16 protein-coding genes are annotated in these 16795 nt (G+C 63.2%); 4 read left to right on the forward strand and 12 right to left on the reverse strand.

All coding sequences use genetic code 11. The annotated features are described in order from the left end of the window. Positions 1–50 precede the first annotated feature (50 nt). The 6 genes from ACWFSR_RS09850 to ACWFSR_RS09875 are packed head-to-tail and all read right to left on the reverse strand — an operon-like array spanning position 51 to position 6939. Positions 51–2312 (reverse strand): transglutaminase family protein, encoded by a 2262-nt coding sequence (locus ACWFSR_RS09850; protein WP_447522291.1) that lies wholly within the window; start codon positions 2310–2312, stop codon positions 51–53. Next, positions 2299–3669 (reverse strand): DUF58 domain-containing protein, encoded by a 1371-nt coding sequence (locus ACWFSR_RS09855; RefSeq protein ID WP_447522292.1) that lies wholly within the window; start codon positions 3667–3669, stop codon positions 2299–2301. The genes ACWFSR_RS09850 and ACWFSR_RS09855 overlap by 14 nt, the downstream gene beginning before the upstream one ends. 9 nt (positions 3670–3678) lie before the next feature. After that, on the reverse strand, positions 3679–4674 hold the full coding sequence (locus ACWFSR_RS09860; RefSeq protein ID WP_197106082.1) for an AAA family ATPase: 996 nt from the start codon (positions 4672–4674) through the stop codon (positions 3679–3681). Positions 4675–4700: 26 nt separating this feature from the next. Continuing rightward, entirely contained in the window at positions 4701–5060 is a 360-nt protein-coding gene (locus ACWFSR_RS09865) for a PLD nuclease N-terminal domain-containing protein (RefSeq protein WP_447522293.1), read from the reverse strand. A 38-nt stretch (positions 5061–5098) separates the two neighbouring features. After that, complete coding sequence (cofE, locus tag ACWFSR_RS09870) at positions 5099–5887, reverse strand: coenzyme F420-0:L-glutamate ligase (protein WP_447522294.1); 789 nt, start codon at positions 5885–5887, stop codon at positions 5099–5101. A 38-nt stretch (positions 5888–5925) separates the two neighbouring features. After that, on the reverse strand, positions 5926–6939 hold the full coding sequence (locus ACWFSR_RS09875; RefSeq protein ID WP_197106085.1) for a TIGR03557 family F420-dependent LLM class oxidoreductase: 1014 nt from the start codon (positions 6937–6939) through the stop codon (positions 5926–5928). Positions 6940–7048: 109 nt separating this feature from the next. Between ACWFSR_RS09875 and ACWFSR_RS09880 the strand changes: the two genes are divergently transcribed. Together ACWFSR_RS09880 and ACWFSR_RS09885 are read left to right on the forward strand one after the other, a co-directional pair. After that, positions 7049–7837 (forward strand): alpha/beta fold hydrolase, encoded by a 789-nt coding sequence (locus ACWFSR_RS09880; protein WP_447522295.1) that lies wholly within the window; start codon positions 7049–7051, stop codon positions 7835–7837. A gap of 389 nt (positions 7838–8226) precedes the next feature. Beyond that, on the forward strand, positions 8227–8505 hold the full coding sequence (locus tag ACWFSR_RS09885; protein WP_447522296.1) for a hypothetical protein: 279 nt from the start codon (positions 8227–8229) through the stop codon (positions 8503–8505). Positions 8506–8584: 79 nt separating this feature from the next. Here ACWFSR_RS09885 and fgd read toward each other — a convergent pair whose 3' ends face one another. The 3 genes from fgd to ACWFSR_RS09900 all read right to left on the reverse strand — a co-directional run bounded on the left by fgd (position 8585) and on the right by ACWFSR_RS09900 (position 12321). Beyond that, positions 8585–9601, reverse strand: a complete 1017-nt coding sequence (fgd, locus tag ACWFSR_RS09890; protein ID WP_197106087.1) for a glucose-6-phosphate dehydrogenase (coenzyme-F420) — start codon at positions 9599–9601, stop codon at positions 8585–8587. Positions 9602–9619: 18 nt separating this feature from the next. After that, positions 9620–10108: a pantetheine-phosphate adenylyltransferase gene (gene coaD, locus ACWFSR_RS09895; protein ID WP_197106088.1), complete on the reverse strand. Its 489-nt coding sequence runs from the start codon at positions 10106–10108 to the stop codon at positions 9620–9622. 98 nt (positions 10109–10206) lie between these two features. Further along, complete coding sequence (locus ACWFSR_RS09900; RefSeq protein WP_447523443.1) at positions 10207–12321, reverse strand: ATP-dependent DNA helicase RecG; 2115 nt, start codon at positions 12319–12321, stop codon at positions 10207–10209. Positions 12322–12493: 172 nt separating this feature from the next. Here ACWFSR_RS09900 and rsmD point away from each other — a divergent pair, with 172 nt between their 5' ends. Continuing rightward, complete coding sequence (gene rsmD, locus ACWFSR_RS09905; protein ID WP_447522297.1) at positions 12494–13066, forward strand: 16S rRNA (guanine(966)-N(2))-methyltransferase RsmD; 573 nt, start codon at positions 12494–12496, stop codon at positions 13064–13066. 19 nt (positions 13067–13085) lie between these two features. On the opposite strand, the gene thiL is transcribed toward rsmD, so the two are convergent. Continuing rightward, positions 13086–14078, reverse strand: coding sequence for a thiamine-phosphate kinase (gene thiL, locus ACWFSR_RS09910; protein WP_197106091.1), 993 nt, complete (start codon positions 14076–14078; stop codon positions 13086–13088). A gap of 23 nt (positions 14079–14101) precedes the next feature. Between thiL and ACWFSR_RS09915 the strand changes: the two genes are divergently transcribed. Next, entirely contained in the window at positions 14102–14653 is a 552-nt protein-coding gene (locus tag ACWFSR_RS09915; RefSeq protein ID WP_447522298.1) for a DUF3515 family protein, read from the forward strand. A gap of 6 nt (positions 14654–14659) precedes the next feature. Here the strand turns inward: ACWFSR_RS09915 and ACWFSR_RS09920 are convergent, their stop codons facing one another. Together ACWFSR_RS09920 and ACWFSR_RS09925 are read right to left on the reverse strand one after the other, a co-directional pair. Continuing rightward, positions 14660–15760 (reverse strand): D-alanine--D-alanine ligase family protein, encoded by a 1101-nt coding sequence (locus ACWFSR_RS09920; RefSeq protein ID WP_447522299.1) that lies wholly within the window; start codon positions 15758–15760, stop codon positions 14660–14662. A gap of 3 nt (positions 15761–15763) precedes the next feature. Further along, on the reverse strand, positions 15764–16795 hold the full coding sequence (locus ACWFSR_RS09925; protein ID WP_197106094.1) for an NAD(P)H-dependent glycerol-3-phosphate dehydrogenase: 1032 nt from the start codon (positions 16793–16795) through the stop codon (positions 15764–15766).

Consider the following 16795-nt stretch of genomic DNA (forward strand, 5'->3'; position numbering starts at 1 on the left):
GCGCGGACGCCCCTCACCCAGACCACACCACCCTCACGCAGCACCGCTGGCTAGCGGTCGAAGGCCGTGCGCGGAGCAAGTGCCGCCATGATGCGAGCCCGCCAGCCCACGGATGACCGCAGCGAGGTGATCACACTCGACACCGCCGCCCGGCGTACCTGTTGCGGGCGCGGACTGAACGCCGACGCTTCAACTGCCGCGAGCACGAGCGCCAAGGTCGACGACAGTCCGGTCGATGACTCCGGACTCGGCGCTGACGGGGGCCCAGCGGAGTTCGCCGCGACGGGCACGACGCCGAGTTGAGCCGCAAGCTGCTCATACTGTTGACGTGGCGTCCCGGTGCGGGAAACGGCTATCCCCAAGTCGGCGGCGCTGTCGCAAATCTCTCGCCAGGAAAGCGCAACATCGCCTCGCGCGACGGCAGCCAATCGCAGTGCTCGACGAATGACGCGCACCAGCGCCGGGATCGCCAGCAGGAACGGAATGGCGAGCAAGAGCCACCACCATGGCGAAGTCTCGCCGTAACCGGGAACGGGCGTCTCGGGCACTTCGTCACGCGGCAGGTCGGGACGCGCACCCGGAGTCGCGCTCGAGCTGGGGCTGGCAGTGGGCTCAGGCTTCGACTCGTCAACGTCGGGAGTGCTCGGGTCATCGTTCACACTCTGCGCAAAGCGGGGCGTGCTGCCCACGGATGTCGTTGGTTCGAAACGAACCCAACCGACGGTCGGAAAGTAGAGCTCAGGCCACGAATGCAAGTTGTCTGTCGTGACCGCGAAACTCACCTCGTCGGTCTCGGAATCCACCTTCCGCTGGCCGGGCGTGAAGCCGACGACCACGCGAGAGGGGATGTCGAGGGTGCGCGCCATCGCGGCCATCGCCGACGCAAAATGCACGCAATAGCCGCTCTTGGCAGAGAGAAATGCGGCGAGCACCTCGGCGCCCGAACCGTCATAGTCGTCGGCAACCGGCGACTCCTCGGAGTAAACAAAGTCGCCATTGCGAAAGAACGATTGAAGCGCCAGCGCCTGGTCGAACCTGGTCACTTTGTTACCGGCCACTTGCTGCGCTGTCTCAGCCACCACAGCCGGCAGCGACTCCGGCAGCGCCACATACTTCTCAAAACCAGCGGGCAACTCCGTCGGCGCTGCCTCCAACTGTTCGATCGAGGGGGCAGCGGTAACGTACGAGGCTTCGTAGCTTTGACCCTTGGAATTTGCGAACGACGTCGACACCGTTAAGCCCTCAGGTTCCCAGGCCCAACCGCGCCCGACATCCGCAATGCTCGTGGTCGCGTAAGGAACGGGCAGCAGCTTTCCCCGCAGGCGTTGAATCTGAATCTGCATGACGCTCTCGGTGCGGGGCACCTCCGCCGACAGCCCCGGCGAAGGCGCAAACTCTTCAACGGTATTGGAGTCGTCAATCTCGCGCTCCGACGGACTCCACGTTTCGTCGGTGAACTCATCCAAAGCAGCGACCCGCAGGTATTCATCTCCCCGTTCCGAGGTGTACGTCAGAGCCAACAGCGGGGAATCGCGTCGAAGATCGTTACTCAGATTGAGGATCGGGTTCACCCCGGTAGCGATGATCCCCGGAGTGCCAGGAGATGGCTCAGCCGGCTCAACACTCGGGATCACCACGGGCACGACGAGAGCCAACACGAGCGCGCTTGCCACAACAGGCCAGGCGGCACGCATCGTCGTGCGCTCCCCCGCGACAAGAAGGATGCCCACATAGGCGAGAGCGGTCACCGCAAAGCTGAGAGCATCGTGCAGTTCGCTTCGCACAAACGCCGGAACCGCCAACAGGATGAGCAGCGGGAGCGCCGTGAACGCCGGCTTACGCAGCACGAACGCGATGACGTCCATTGCGATCGAGAGTGCGAGCGCGCCGAGGCAGATCAGAAACACGATGCTCACATCGGCATCCGCGGGAAAGCGCTGAGCTTCCATGGACGATTGCCCCTGCGCTATGAGGGTTGCGAATCGTGCGAAAGTGGTGAACGTTGGCAGGATGCCCACCAAGGCTGTGGTGGCTGCGAAGAACAAGGTGAGTGTCGCCAAGCCGACCGCGGCGCCGATGAGCGACCCGATCCAGGCGCGCGAAATCAGCGTGTGGCCCACGGCGGCCGCCGCAAGAACGACAAGCACAATTCCAACGTAAGGAAACCACCACGCGCCCTCCGTAAGCACTTCGCCGAGGCTGCTCGCCGCGACCCCCAGTGCCAGAGCCAGAGTGCCGCTGAGCGACCACGTACGCACGCGTTGTTCGTGAGCGCGCACACTGCGCGCCCGACTCTCTTCAGTTGTTGTCACGGTGTGCCCTCGATTCCGCCACAAACGAGGTCCAGGCATCGCCAACGTCATCGAAGGATTGCACCGAAATTACTTTCCACCCGGCGTCGCGCAGCTCGTCACCGGCGGGCTGGCGAGCACGGTCGCCCGACCGCGTGAAATCTCCACAACTCGACGAGGATTCCACCACGAACGCAACGGCGAGAACTCCCGGAAGGGCTTGCCGCCGCAAATACGACACCGTCTCCGGCTCAGGATGCGCGACCAGAGCCAATACCGGCCCGCCCGCGCTCGTGCTGGGCACTGGCTCACCCCACCAGCCCGGCGCACTATCGACGGGGCCGAAGGTTGCGAGACGGGTCAGAAATTCGTGCTCGTCGGAGGCCCGTCGATGCACGATTGAGGCATCCGCCAGCTGCGAGGGACCCGTCTCAATGATCTCCACCAGAAAGCCTTCGCGCTTCAGCTGAACGGCGGCAGAGGCGAGCATGCTGACGACCCACTCGAAGCGAGGGCTGCGCGCGGCTGCCGTAACGGCTCCGCTCGAGAGTCGCACCGAATCGTTGCGGCTGGCATCCGTATACCCTGCACGTCTCGTATCCACAATGATGCGAGCCTCGGGATAACTGTGCTGCTCCTCTTGGCGCACCATCAGGCTGCCGTGCCGGGCGGATGCTCGCCAGTGCACCCGTCGCATCGCATCGCCACGGCGATACTCCCTGGTCATCGCATCGTCATCGTCACCGGCCGACCGACGTTGGAGCACACGAGCCTCCCCATCGCCGGACTGGGCGAGCAACGCCGACTGCGCCAGCGTGACGACCCGCGGCGTGACCGTCAACTCGGTGACAGCGCCGACACTCCACGAGCCGAGCGCCAGCGAGAGCGGGTCGCTGCTCTGCAGCAAGAGCGGACCAATCTCAAAAATTCCACGATCGCGCGGAGTAAGCGAATAGGAGAGCTGGGCTGCACTGCGCTGGTTGAGGCCACCGACTCGCGCCGAGAGCGGCGGCATCCAGCCACTGGCTGTAGCCCACGGAGACCACGGCAGGCCATCGGCCCAGTGCACTCCGCGAAGTCCCGTGCGCGCGTGATTATCGACTCGCACCGTGACAAGGCTCGTGGTTCCCGCCTCCACAACGGGAAACGCACACTGTCGGCTCACCGACAGCGCGGATTCCCGCGAGCGCACCAGCACAGCAGCCATGAGGGGTAACGCGAGAGCGAAGCATCCGGCATATAACAGAATCGGCATACCAGCCGCATAGCCTGCCACAAGTGCGACCCCGCCCAGCACGAGAAAGGCACTTCCGCGGTTGGTGAGCCGTACAACGCGCAACGCGACAGAGAGAGCTCGAAGAGGGCGAAGGCGAGACATGAGAGTCCGCTAGGACGCGACCGAATTGACCGGAACCGGCGTCTCCGCAACGATGCGCTCAATCACAGCAGCGATCGAATGACCCGTCAGAACCGTTGAGGACTGAGCCGCATGGCGCGCCGGAATCATGCGGTGCGCCAGCACTGTCACGGCAAGCGCATCAATGTCATCAGGCAACACGAAGTCACGACCATCAATCGCCGCCCGAGCCTTCGCCGCCCGCACCAGATGGAGCGTAGCCCGCGGGCTAGCACCCAACCGCACCTCGGGGTCACGACGCGTCGCCTGAGCAATCGCAACCGCATACTCTTCGACCGCGGTGCTCACAAATACTCGTCGCACCGTCGCGATGAGCTCGCGCAACTGCTCAACCGAGACCACGGCCGTGAGCGCGTCAAGAGGGCTGCTGAGCTCCCGTGAGCGCAACATCTCTAGCTCGGCTGCGGCATCCGGATAGCCCATCGAAATGCGGGCCATAAACCGGTCACGCTGAGCTTCAGGCAGCGGATAGGTGCCCTCCATTTCGATGGGATTTTGCGTCGCCACCACAATGAACGGGCTCTGCAGTTCGTACGTAGTCCCGTCGACCGTGACACTCGACTCTGCCATGCACTCAAGGAGCGCAGACTGCGTTTTCGGGCTGGCACGGTTGATCTCATCACCGATGAGAATGTTCGCGAATACCGGCCCCTTCTTGAACTCGAATTCACGCGTGTTTTGGTTATAGACCGAGACGCCCGTGATGTCGGCCGGCAGCAAGTCTGGCGTAAATTGCACGCGCGACACGGTGCTGTCTACCGTTCGCGCGAGAGCCCGCGCGAGCATGGTCTTGCCGACACCGGGAACGTCTTCGATGAGCAGATGGCCCTCCGCCAAAAGCACCGTAAGCGCCAAGCGCACAGCCTCTGTCTTGCCATCAATCACGGTCGAAATACTGCGCACAATGGCGTCACAGTGATCGTGGAACACGTCGTCGGGTAGTGACCCGGAGGTAGGGGCATCCATGGGTCGAGTCTTACACCGGTCTTCCACTACGGCAATTGCTTACGCTTGCGCAGTTCATCTTCGAGGGCACGGATTTTTTCTTGGCGCTGAAAGTATTCGATCTCAGCGTCGAGTTTCGCGATCTCGGCTTCGGTCGTGCTCACCTCCAGTGATGGCAGGTGTGCGCGACGCTCGGGGGCACCAAAGGGCACAGAGCTCGGAGCGGTGGACCGGTGCTGGCGGCCGATCGCAAACCAGAGAATGCTGCCGATGAAGGGCATGAAAATCACGATAAAGATCCAGGTGACCTTGCCGAGATTCTTGATGCGCGATTCATCAATCAGGATGATGTCGATCAACACTGAGATGAGCAACGCGAAGTACGCGAGCGAAATGAGACTCCCCATCCGCTCATCGTAGAGGCAAACTCCCCGACAGTCGAGTATTAGTCTTCTTTAGTTTCGACGGTGTTGTAAGCCTCATCGAAGCCCGCCATCCACGCCTCTTTTGTGCCCAGACTAAACATGTCCTCGGGGCCCGACCGCACGAGGGATCGCGCACCGGCAGCGTCGAGATCAGCGACGTGCTGACCTAGCCCGCGAACGACCGCAACGGGCAATCCCCCGGCCTTCCCCTTGACCAAATCTGTCGCGGCAGCAACTTCATCGGCGAGCGCCGTGACACTGACCGCAAGCGGGCGACCCGAAGCATCCGCGGTTCCGCGCAAATCATCGAGAACATGGATGCCGGCCGCACCAATCGCGATGTCGGCTTGGCCCTTGCGCCAAGGCCTGCCCACGGTATCCGTGATCACAATGCCCACGGTCACGCCAAAGCGCTCCCGGAGCCCGGCGCAGAGCTCGCGGGCGGTCGCATCGGGGTCGAGCGGGAGCAGGAGAACGATGCCGTCAGGGGTGTTACTGGAGTCAACGCCCGCCGCCGCCATCACGAGCCCCAAACGGTTTTCGACAATGCGAGTGACACCGTTGGGGTGCTCGCGCGAGGCCACAATCCGCACGGTTTCGTCGGTGATGGCTTGTTCGCGATCGGCAGCCTCGACAGAACGACCTTCGGCCTTGCTCACGATCTTGGAGGTGACGGTGAGGATGTCGCCGTCGGCGAGGCCTCCCGAGTTCACGTCATCGGAGTCGGCAACGAGAGCCGTCGTAATCGCCTCAAGAAGGCTGTCACCGGACTGAATTTCGGGGATGCCGGGCACGGCCCATGCGCTCATTCTCACGCGTCTAGTCTGCGGCATTCGTGGCGCAGTCACTACTTGCGCAGTGCCGGCAGCACGTCACGCCCGAAGACCGTGAGAAACTCGCGCTGATTGCGTCCGACATTGTGGAGGTAGATGCGGTCGAATCCGAGATCGAGGTAGCTCTGGATGTAGGCGCGATGCACGTCAGGGTCGGCGCTGACGGGCATCCGCCCCTCGAAGTCTTCTGGGCGCACCATGCGCGCCAGTTGCTCAAGCTCGAAGGGCGAGCGGATGTCGTTCTTCGCGAACCGCAGACCACCGTTTGGCCATTCGGTGAGCGCGTTGCGCATGGCCTGTTCGTCTGTTTCGGCCCAGCTCAAGTGCAGCCGCAGCACGCGGCTCTGGCTCTCGGGTGCGCGGCCGGCTTCTCGTGCGCCTTCGGCGAATCGTTTGAGCAGCATGTCGACTTTGTCGAGAGGTGCCGCTTCGGTGATGAGCCCGTCGACAGTTTTACCGGCACGCTTCGCGGCGACCGGCCCGGCGGTAGCGACCAAGATCTCGGGCGCCACCTCGGGCATTGTCCAGAGTCGTGTCGATTCGAGCCGGTAGAACTGCCCCTCGTGGCGCACATCTTTGTTGCCGAGCCCCGAAGCGAACAGTTTCTTGATGATCTCGACGGCTTCGAACATGCGGTTGATGCGTTCGGGAGCTTCTGGCCAGTACTGGCCGACGATGTGCTCGTTGATAGCTTCGCCGCTGCCGAGGCCGAGCCAGTGTCGCCCCGGATTCATCGCGGCCAGCGTCGCGGACGCTTGGGCGACCATTGCCGGATGCCAACGAAACGTGGGCGCGGTGACTCCGGTGCCAAGGTCGCCGGTAGTGGTTTCGCCCAGAGCGCTCAGCACGTTCCACACGAAGGACGCCTGCCCCTGCTGGGGAACCCACGGCTGGTAGTGGTCTGCGGCCATCACCCCACGAAATCCTTGCGATTCGGCGTACTGCGCACTCTCCATGACGTCACGTGGAGCGAACCGTTCGAGCATGGCGGCGTAGCCGATATGAGGTGCAGAAACTGTCACGGGCATCCGTCTATTGTGGCGTGCATTGCCCCTGTCGTGCTGCAGCACCTTTCCGAGCATTGAATTGCGGTCGCGACGAGCGGATAATAGGCGCCCTACTCACTGAGGAGTCGGCATGAATCTGGGCGCGTTTTCCATCAGCACCGCTAGTCCGCTGATGCACGTCATTCTCATTCCAGGTTTCTGGCTCGATGAAGCCTCGTGGGCACCCATTACGCGGTCGCTTCGCGAGGCTGGCCACACGGTTCATCCGCTGACCCTTCCCGGTCTTCACCGCGACGCCACTGATCGCGGCGCCATCACACTCGCCGATCACGTCGCTGCGGTAGTTGACGTGGTCGACAGTCTCACTCGCGACTATGACTGCGAAGACGACGCGGCGCACGGCCAGGTGGTACCGCCCATCGTTCTCGTGGCGCACAGCGGCGGCGGGCCCATCGCCCACGCCGTTGCGGATGCTCGCCCCACCTGCCTCGCCCGGATCGTGCACGTCGACACCGTGCCGCTACCCCACGGCATGCCGATTAATACTGATCTGCCCACGATCGATGGCGAAATCCCCTTGCCCAACTGGTCGGTGTTCGATGACGAAGATCTCGTTGATCTCACCGATGAGCTGCGAAGCACTTTTCGCCGCATTGCCATTCCGCAGCCCGCTCGGGTCGCCAGCGATCCCCAGAATCTGTCGACACCAGCGCGGTTCAGCGTGCCGGCGACGGTGATCTGTTGTGAATTTTCGAGCGAACAATTGCGGGCATGGATGCGCGACGATGAGCCCTTCGCCTCCGAAGTTGCCCGCCTCGACGACCTCGAACTCGTTGACCTGCCCACCGGGCACTGGCCGCAGTTCACGAAGCCAGCCGAGCTTGCCGACGCAATTATTACGGCTGTGCATCGCAGCTAAATCGGGTCTTGTCCTCACGGGATCCCCGTCCTACACTGAGCAAACGCCAACTATTGAAAGGAGCTAGCCGTGTTTATGTTCGCAACAACGAAGAACCCAATTACTGCCGGCTCCGTCGGCACCCTCTCCGCCTAACCGGTTAGCGTTCTCCGCTCACCGGTTCTGACGGTGGCGGCGCTCACGGAGCACACGACCCAACTCGATCATCACGAGACTGCATTCGACTGACGAGTCGGCGCACCCCGACGGGGCTGCGCAGCACTCACCGCGATGACCACTCCCTTCTCTGGCAACTCGCGATTGCCGAAGGATGCTGTTGGGTCGCCACCTGAAACAGCGCGCTCTGACGCGCCATCCGCAACCTCTCTCTGTCACGAAAGTTTTCCATCATGAACGAACTACTGGCGGCCTCGAAAGACCGCCACGCCCATCCGTCCGAACCTCATCACCATGACCAGCCGCGACAGGCTGCCATGCGTCGCGTGGGGGTAATCGACCGGCTTGCGCTGCATCTCGGCGTCGCGCTCATCACGTGGAGCCGCCGGCCCCATCGTGCGCGACTGATCGCGTCGGCCGAGTTGCTGGCCGCACACCAGCTCCGTCGTGAGCGCCTGGCTCACGCCAGAGATCGCGCCGAGCAGAACTATCCGCGGTTCATCATCCGCTAAAGCATGATGCGGCCGTCACCTCGGAGGTGACGGCCGCATCATGGCGAACCTCAGCGGTCGCGGTTAAGCACAATCAGAGTTACAGCGCCCGCAATCGCGGTGCAATGTCGCGCTCGAAGAGCTCGAGGAAACGGCGTTGGTCGTTGCCGGGCGCGTGGAAGACGAGGTGGTTGAGGCCGGCATCCACATAGGGACGAATCTCTTCAACAATCTTGTCGGGATCGTTGCCGACGATCCACCGCGAAGCGATCTGCTCAATGGGCAGAGCATCGGCGGCGCGTTCCATCTCGATGGGGTCAGTGATGTCGTGCTTCTGCTCCTTCGAGAGAGCAAGTGGCGCCCAGAAACGTGTGTTCTCGAGGGCTACGTCGGCATCGGTGTCATACGAGAGCTTGATCTCGATCATCCGGTCGATGTCTTCGAATTTGCGGTCGACCTTGGCTGCACCCTCCTTGACCCCGGGGATCAGCGCATCGTTGTAGAGCTCCATGCCCTTGCCCGATGTGCAGATAAAGCCATCTCCGGCACGACCCGCATAGCGGGCGACCATCGGCCCACCGGCAGCGATATAGATCGGGATGGGCTGGTCGGGGCGGTCATAAATGCTCGCGCCGTGAGTGGAGTAGTACTCCCCCTCGAACGACACGCGGTCTGAGGTCCACAGTTCGCGCATGAGGCGAACGGATTCACGCAATCGAGCGAAGCGCTCCTTGAACTCGGGCCAGTCCTGCTCGCCAGCACCGCGGAATCCGGTGGCAACCTCGTTGAGGGCTTCGCCCGTTCCCACACCCAGCATGATGCGCCCTGGGTAGAGGCAGCCCATCGTGGCGAAGGCCTGAGCGAGCACAGCGGGGTTGTAACGGAAGGTCGGCGTCATCACGCTCGTGCCGATACGAATCGTGCTCGTGCGCTCACCGACCGCTGCCATCCAGCTCAGCGAGAACGGAGCATGCCCGCCTTCGTGACGCCACGGCTGGAAGTGGTCGCTAACCGCAACACTCTCCATGCCGTGTGCTTCTGCTGCCACTGCGATCTCTACGAGTTCACGCGGGGCAAATTGTTCTGCTGACGCTTTGTATCCGAGGGTGAGTGTCATAAACCCATTGTGCCGGTGTTAGTCGCGCGGCGCTTGCAAAAACTCAGAAACCGAACGCGGAACATAGGGCGCGACGTCTCCGCCAAGCGCGGCAACCTGACGCACCAGCGAACTGGACACGTGCGCATGAGCGGGATTCGGCAGCATGAAAATCGTCTCTACGCCGGCGAGGTCGCGGTTGACGATCGCCATAGGCGTTTCGTACGCGACATCCACTTGAGAACGGATGCCCTTGATGATGACACTCGCCCCCACATCGGTGCAGTAGTCAACGAGGAGGCCCATACTCCAGCTAGTTACAACGATGTTGCCCTGAAGGTGAGCGTCGGCAACGGCTTGTTCGATGAGGGAGACGCGTTGCGCAATCGGCAAAAGCGCGGTCTTGCCCGGGTTGTGCACGACCAGAACGTGCACTTCGTCAAAGGTTTTCGCTGCCCGCTCAATCACATCGAGGTGGCCAAGGGTGACAGGGTCAAACGACCCAGGAACAACAGCGATCCGACTCATGCTCCCACGATAGCCGCTCGGTGCTCATTGGCGCGTGGGAGTTCGCTGTGCGGGGAAATCTGACGCAACACAGCAAAGCGTGCCTGCGAGCGGAGGCGCTAGTTTTTGCCGAGGAACGCTTCGGCACTCTCATCAAGACGACGCTTGAGTGCTTCGGCGAGCGCCGGATGCTCGGCCAAGGTCGGATCTGCGACCAACAGCCCCTGAGCGGCCTCGCGCGCTTCGGTGATGAGTTGACCATCGTTGGCAACTCGCAGCAGCTTGAGGCTCGAACGCCCACCCGACTGCACGCCACCAAGCACATCGCCTTCGCGGCGCAGTTCAAGGTCTTTGTTGGCAAGTTCGAAACCATCGAGAGTGGATGCCACAGCCTCAACGCGTTCGCGCGCCAACGACTCCACCTCGGCCGCCGTGACAAACAGGCACAACCCCGGAACCCCACCACGACCAACACGGCCGCGCAGCTGGTGCAACTGGGAGACGCCGAAACGATCAGCGTCGAGCACCACCATCACCGAGGCGTTCGGCACGTCAACGCCGACCTCGATAACCGTCGTCGCGACGAGCACATCGATGTCGCCGGCAGCGAAGGCGCGCATGAGCTCGTCTTTCTCCTCGCTCGAAAGCTTGCCGTGGAGCGCCTCAATCCGCTTGCCCGCGAGAACGTCGTTGCTGCGCAGCGACGCCAGCACCTCGGTCACGTTCGCGATCGGACGTGGCGGTCCGGCATCCGGGTCATCAGAAGCCGTGGGTGCAGGCTCGCTGCCGGGCTCTTCAGTTTTGGCGTCGATGGCGGGGCACACAACGAAGCCCTGACGACCGATGGCGAGTTCTTCTGCCAGCCGTTGCCAGACGCGCGACACCCAGCCGGGTTTCTCGGCGAGGGGCACCACGTGGCTGCTGATGGGCTGACGGCCAGCCGGCAACTCAGCAATCGAGGAGATATCGAGGTCGCCGAACACTGTCATCGCAACCGTGCGCGGGATGGGCGTCGCCGTGAGCACGAGAACGTGGGGAGGCTTCGCGCCCTTGAGCCGCAGCGCTTCCCGCTGGTCGACGCCGAAACGGTGTTGCTCATCAACGACGACGAGACCGAGATCGACAAACGTGACCGCGTCGCCGAGGAGGGCATGCGTGCCAATCACGATGCGAGAAGCCCCCGACACGGTCGCCAGCAGCGCCTTCTTGCGCTCTGCTGTCGGCAGCTGACCAGTGATGAGGGTCGGGCGGAGTTCGGCCGCGAGATCGGGGCCTAACGTGCGGATGATCGAACGGAAGTGCTGATGCGCCAGAACCTCGGTGGGAGCCAGCAACGCTGACTGCCCACCCGACTGCGCGACCGCGAGCATCGCCCGCAGCGCGACCAGAGTCTTACCGGAACCCACCTCACCCTGCACGAGACGATTCATCGGCACCGGCTGCGCCATGTCGTGGAAGATTTCCTCCCCCACCGTCTGCTGGTCACCCGTGAGCGTGAACGGTAGCGCTGCGTCGAACCCTTCGAGCAGCGGGCCGGCCGTGCGCGCGATGGCTTCCGACTCACGCTGCTTCTGACGCTGTTGCAGAAGCGCCGACTGCAGAACAAATGCTTCCTGAAAACGCAGGGTGTCACGAGCTGCCCGCCAGTCCGAGTCAACCTTCGGACGGTGAACCTGCTCAAGCGCCTTCGCAAACGGAAGCAACTCGCGTTCGCGACGCACGGCATCCGGCACCGGGTCATCAAGCGGGCCAAGCGTATCGAGCACGACCTCGACGGCTTTCTGAATTTGCCAACTCGCGACCGTGGACGTCGCCGGATAAATGGGGATCGGCTGCTCAGCCCATGACTTGGCCTGCTCGGGCTTCTTGAGCTCGAGAGCATCCCGGTCAAAGAGTTCGTAGTCGGGGTGAGCGAGCTGGCGCGTGCCGCGATATTGGCCAACCTTGCCCGCGAAGATTCCGCGCACCCCCGGCGTCAACTCATTGGCACGCCAGGCCTGATTGAAGAACGTGAGAGTCAGGATGCCCGTGCCGTCGCTGATCGACACCTCAAGAATCGAGCCGCGCTTGTTGCGCATCGGACGATTGCGCACCTCGCGCACTTCGGCGACGATCGTCACCGCCTCATCCAACGGCAATTGAGCCAGCGCAGTCAGCTCGCCTCGCCGCGCGTAGCGCCGCGGATAGTGGGTCATCAGATCGCCGACCGTGAGCAGGCCAAGACCGCGCTGCATCGAGGTAGCGGTGCGCCCGCCCAAGACGGCGCTGAGCTTCTGATCAAGGGGCGAGGTCACCCTAGAAGAGTACCGGGGACCACTGGCGTTTGCCCCGCCCTCGGGCTCGTCCACCCGCCACCACGCGAGCCCCGTGCGCCCGCCCGCTCACCCCGGCTAGGCTCGACACGCTATGACACGCATAATCGCCGGGTATGCCGGCTCCCTCACCATTGCCGTACCGAGCGCGGGCACTCGGCCCACCAGCGACCGCCTGCGCGAAGCCATCTTCTCCGCGCTCGAAGCCCGCGACGCCATTGAGGGCGCCCGCGTGCTCGACCTCTACGCCGGCACCGGAGCGCTCGGGCTCGAATCAGCCTCGCGCGGCGCACCCCACGTCACTCTCGTCGAGAACAACGCTCGCGCCGCTGCCACCTGCCGCAAGAACGCGACGCTCATCGCGGCGAAAGCTCCGCGCGGCTCAAAGCCGATCATTCTCACCGCCGCTCGCGCTGTGCACACGTTCTTAGAGACATCCGGTGATCAGTGGGATCTCGTGTTTATCGACCCGCCCTACGAACTCGGCAACGGTGAACTTCTCGTGGCGCTCGAACTGCTCGCCAGCCAGCTCAGCCCCGACGCCCTCGTGATCGTCGAACGCAGCTCGCGCGACCCCGAACCGGAATGGCCTGCTGGGCTCGAACTCGACCGTCGCAAAGACTACGGCGACACCACGCTCTACTGGGTTCAGCCGACCGCGGCATAGCCTGCCGGCACTTCGGCGTTCAGCCGACGGCACCGTCCCAGCCCGCATAGGGGTCCCAACCACCGCGCTCGGTGTAGGCGACGCCATCAACGAGCACGCCCTCGCCCTCTACGACGCGACCAATCGCGCGGAATCCTGCTGGCAAGGTCGCTGACTCGGGAAAAGTCGCGAGCAACGAATGGTCTTCGCCACCATCGAGCTGCGCCCGACCACCCACCGCTTCGGATGACAGATCAAGCCCAACGCCACTGGCGGTAGCAACACGGCGAGCATCAATCGCGAGCCCGTCGCTCAGGTCGAGCATGGCCGTGGCTCCGCCGAGAGCGGCAGCTTTGCCGTCCGCGATCGGCGGTGCTGGCCTGAGCTGGGCGGCGATGGCGTCGGGATGCGTTGTCGCGAGCGCGGCGGCCGCTGCGGCATCCGGTTCGCCATCAACGACGCCCGCGGTGAAGAGGAGGCGGAGGCCTTCAGCGGCGAGACCGAGCGTGCCTGAGACGGCGATCACGTCGCCGACGCGTGCACCGGAACGCAGAACCGGGGCGCGCCCTTCGAGATCACCGAAAGCCGTGATGACAATCGTGAGCACTGTCGAGACCGAGAGGTCGCCGCCGATCACTCCGCTACCAGGAGCGAGCGTTTCGCAGCCCTCGCGCAGCCCGTCAGCGATTGCTTCGAGCGCCGAGACGGGGGTGTCGTTGGGCGCCGCAATTGCGACCACGAGACCGGTGGGAACCGCCCCCATCGCTGCGACATCCGACAAATTTGTGGCAGCAGCTTTCCAGCCGAGATCGTACGGAGAGGACCACGCAAGCCGAAAGTCTGGGCCATGAATCATCATGTCCGTCGTGATCACGACACGCTTGTCTGGCGTTGCCAACACGGCAGAGTCATCGCCCGGGCCGAGAAGCTCTGCCGCAGCAGAAGGCAGTCGCGGAAAGATGCGCTTGAGCGCGGCAAGCTCGCCCACGCCGCCGAGAGTGTCAAGGGTCTCGCTCGCGCGGTCAATCGTCATATTCTCACGGTAGCCTGAAGGCGATGAGAACGACGACCCGCACCCCCATAATCGCCATGCTCGCGATGATTCCTTTGCTAGCAACGCTGGGCGGATGCGCGGCAATCGTCCCACTCGAACCGGCGGATGACGCCGCTAACCCCACCTGTGCCGACGTGATTGTGCGCCTCCCCGACACTGTCGCGGGGCTCGACAAGCGCGAAACCAACGCCCAGGGCACTGGAGCGTGGGGCACACCGGCAAACATTCTGCTGCGTTGTGGCGTGGCTGTGCCTGATCCGACTGCGGAACTCGCGTGTGTCACTGCGCCAGACGATGGAATCGACTGGCTGCGAGACGACAGCGACGCCCCCAACTATGTATTCACGTCGTACGGCCGCGATCCTGCTGTGCAGGTCATCATCGATAGCGACGGTGACCCCGATATCGATGGCGACGAGGTCTCTGGCTTCGACGCCCTCAGTCAGCTCGCCGGCGCCGTAAGTCAGGTGCCCGCCGACCGCTTCTGCGTCGGCCTGTCTGACACTCCCGCTCCCGACGACACCGCCGATTCCGGCGACGACGAATCCGAATAGCTCGCCCTAGCGAACGGTTTCTAGCCCGAGTTCGATGAGTTCGTCGATCAGCACGGGGTAACTCATGCCGCTTGCAGCCCAGCACTTGGGGAACATCGAGATCGGCGTGAAGCCCGGCAGGGTATTGATTTCGTTGACCACAAATTCGGTGCCGTCAAAGAAGAAGTCGACCCGGGCAAGGCCTGCTCCCCCGATGGACTCGAACGCGCGCGCAGCGGTGCGCTGCATTTGCCACAGTTCGCCATCCCGCAGAGGTGCTGGGCAAATCAGTTCGGCGGCAGAAACGTCGAGATACTTGGCATCGAAGTCGTAGAAGTCGCGACCGGTGACCACGATCTCGCCGGCGACACTCACGCGAGTTTCGCCACCGTCGCGGCCCGACAGCACGCCGCATTCAATCTCGCGGCCCGTCATCGCCTGTTCAACAAGCGCTGTCGAGTCTTCGGCAAATGCTGTCGCGAAAGCAGCATCCAACTCTTCGGTGCTCGAGACCTTGGTCACTCCGACCGAGGACCCTGCGCGGGCAGGCTTCACAAAGACAGGAAACCCGAGACTGGATGCACGCTTGCGCCAGACATCCGGAGTGCGCTGCCACTGCTGTGCCGACACCGTCACCCACGGAGCAACAGCGACGCCAGCCGCTTCGAGCGCGAGCTTCGTAAAGTGCTTATTCATCCCCATCGCCGACGCGAGCACGCCGTTGCCCACATACGGCAGGCCGGTGAGCTCGATGAGCCCCTGCACGGTGCCGTCTTCGCCGAACGGGCCGTGAAGGATAGGGAACACCACATCAACGTCACCGAGGCTACGAGTGGTGCCTTCGGCATCCGTGACCGTCAACTGGCGAGAGGCGGAAGATTCCGGCCAGTGCACGCGCGTGCCGTTGTCGACAACCTCCGGCATGGCCTCGGGGTTGAGGCGGAAAGTATCGGCGTCGTCAGGTTGGAGGGTGAACGCACCCTCGCGCGTAATTCCGACCGGGATGACCGTGTACTTGTCGCGGTCGATGGCCGAAAGAACGCCACCGGCGGTTGCGCAGCTAATGCTGTGTTCCGAAGAACGACCACCGAACAGCAAAACCACGGTTGTTGTGGGTTGGGCCGTCATCGTTTACTCCCCCTGAGGAAGGTCGTCAGTGGTCAAATGTGGGGCGATATCGCGGGGGGCGAGGGTGCCCGCCAACACTTCAGCCACCTGGCTTGCGATGGGCATGTCAACGCCTTTGGAGAGGGCAAGCTCAAGGATGGGTGCCACCGATGAGAGGCCTTCAGCGGTCTGGTTCATCTGCTTGATGACTTCAGAGAAGCTGTAGCCCTGGCCGAGAAGGCGGCCGGCGGTGTTATTGCGCGAGAGCGATGACTCACACGTAGCGATGAGGTCGCCAAGACCGGCAAGCCCCGCCAACGTTTCTGGTCGGGCACCGAAGGCGACCGAGAAATCTGTCATCTCAGCGAGGCCGCGCGTGATGATCGAGGCCTTGGTGTTTTCACCGTAGCCAACGCCGTCCACGATGCCGATCGCCACGGCGATGAGGTTCTTGAGCACTCCGCCGAATTCGGTACCGATGACATCGGTGTTCACGAATGAACGGAAGTAGCGGTTGCGCGCCGTAACCGCAACGGCGGTAGCGGTCTCGAGACTTGCGCTACTCATTACCGCTGCCGTCGGCTGCTCTTTGGCAATTTCTAGCGCCAGGTTGGGGCCGGATGCCACGGCGACCCGGTTCGGATCAACCCCCAACTCCTGCAGAATCACTTCGCTCATCCGCGCTCCGGTGCCCTTTTCGACACCCTTCATGAGCGAGACAATGATGGCGTTCTCAGGGATGAGTTCGCGAACGATGCGCAGGTTCTCGCGCAACGACTGAGCCGGAACCGAGAGGTACACCTGCTCGGCGCCATCCAGAACTTCATGCAGCTTGTCGCTGGCCCACAACGAGCGCGGGAGGTTGATACCGGGAAGGTAGTCGCTATTGCGTTTGGATTGCGTGATCTCGCGGGCAAGCTCGGGGCGGCGTGCCCAGAGCGCAACATCGTTGCCGCCATCGGCCAAGATCTTTGAAAAGGTGGTTCCCCAGGAACCGGCGCCGAGAACGGCGACGCGACGAGGGGTTTCTGGCGCTCCAGCGCTTCCGCTCAGCAC

The organism is Salinibacterium sp. NYA9b, from assembly GCF_976973725.1.

Excerpts from the sequence above, each read along its gene's own strand:
- ACWFSR_RS09855 (WP_447522292.1), bottom strand. The coding sequence starts at position 3,669 with ATGTCTCGCCTTCGCCCTCTTCGAGCTCTCTCTGTCGCGTTGCGCGTT.
- ACWFSR_RS09860 (WP_197106082.1), bottom strand. The coding sequence starts at position 4,674 with ATGGATGCCCCTACCTCCGGGTCACTACCCGACGACGTGTTCCACGAT.
- ACWFSR_RS09865 (WP_447522293.1), bottom strand. The coding sequence starts at position 5,060 with ATGGGGAGTCTCATTTCGCTCGCGTACTTCGCGTTGCTCATCTCAGTG.
- cofE (WP_447522294.1), bottom strand. The coding sequence starts at position 5,887 with ATGAGCGCATGGGCCGTGCCCGGCATCCCCGAAATTCAGTCCGGTGAC.
- ACWFSR_RS09875 (WP_197106085.1), bottom strand. The coding sequence starts at position 6,939 with ATGCCCGTGACAGTTTCTGCACCTCATATCGGCTACGCCGCCATGCTC.
- ACWFSR_RS09880 (WP_447522295.1), top strand. The coding sequence starts at position 7,049 with ATGAATCTGGGCGCGTTTTCCATCAGCACCGCTAGTCCGCTGATGCAC.
- ACWFSR_RS09885 (WP_447522296.1), top strand. The coding sequence starts at position 8,227 with ATGAACGAACTACTGGCGGCCTCGAAAGACCGCCACGCCCATCCGTCC.
- fgd (WP_197106087.1), bottom strand. The coding sequence starts at position 9,601 with ATGACACTCACCCTCGGATACAAAGCGTCAGCAGAACAATTTGCCCCG.
- coaD (WP_197106088.1), bottom strand. The coding sequence starts at position 10,108 with ATGAGTCGGATCGCTGTTGTTCCTGGGTCGTTTGACCCTGTCACCCTT.
- ACWFSR_RS09900 (WP_447523443.1), bottom strand. The coding sequence starts at position 12,321 with ATGCAGCGCGGTCTTGGCCTGCTCACGGTCGGCGATCTGATGACCCAC.
- rsmD (WP_447522297.1), top strand. The coding sequence starts at position 12,494 with ATGACACGCATAATCGCCGGGTATGCCGGCTCCCTCACCATTGCCGTA.
- thiL (WP_197106091.1), bottom strand. The coding sequence starts at position 14,078 with ATGACGATTGACCGCGCGAGCGAGACCCTTGACACTCTCGGCGGCGTG.
- ACWFSR_RS09915 (WP_447522298.1), top strand. The coding sequence starts at position 14,102 with ATGAGAACGACGACCCGCACCCCCATAATCGCCATGCTCGCGATGATT.
- ACWFSR_RS09920 (WP_447522299.1), bottom strand. The coding sequence starts at position 15,760 with ATGACGGCCCAACCCACAACAACCGTGGTTTTGCTGTTCGGTGGTCGT.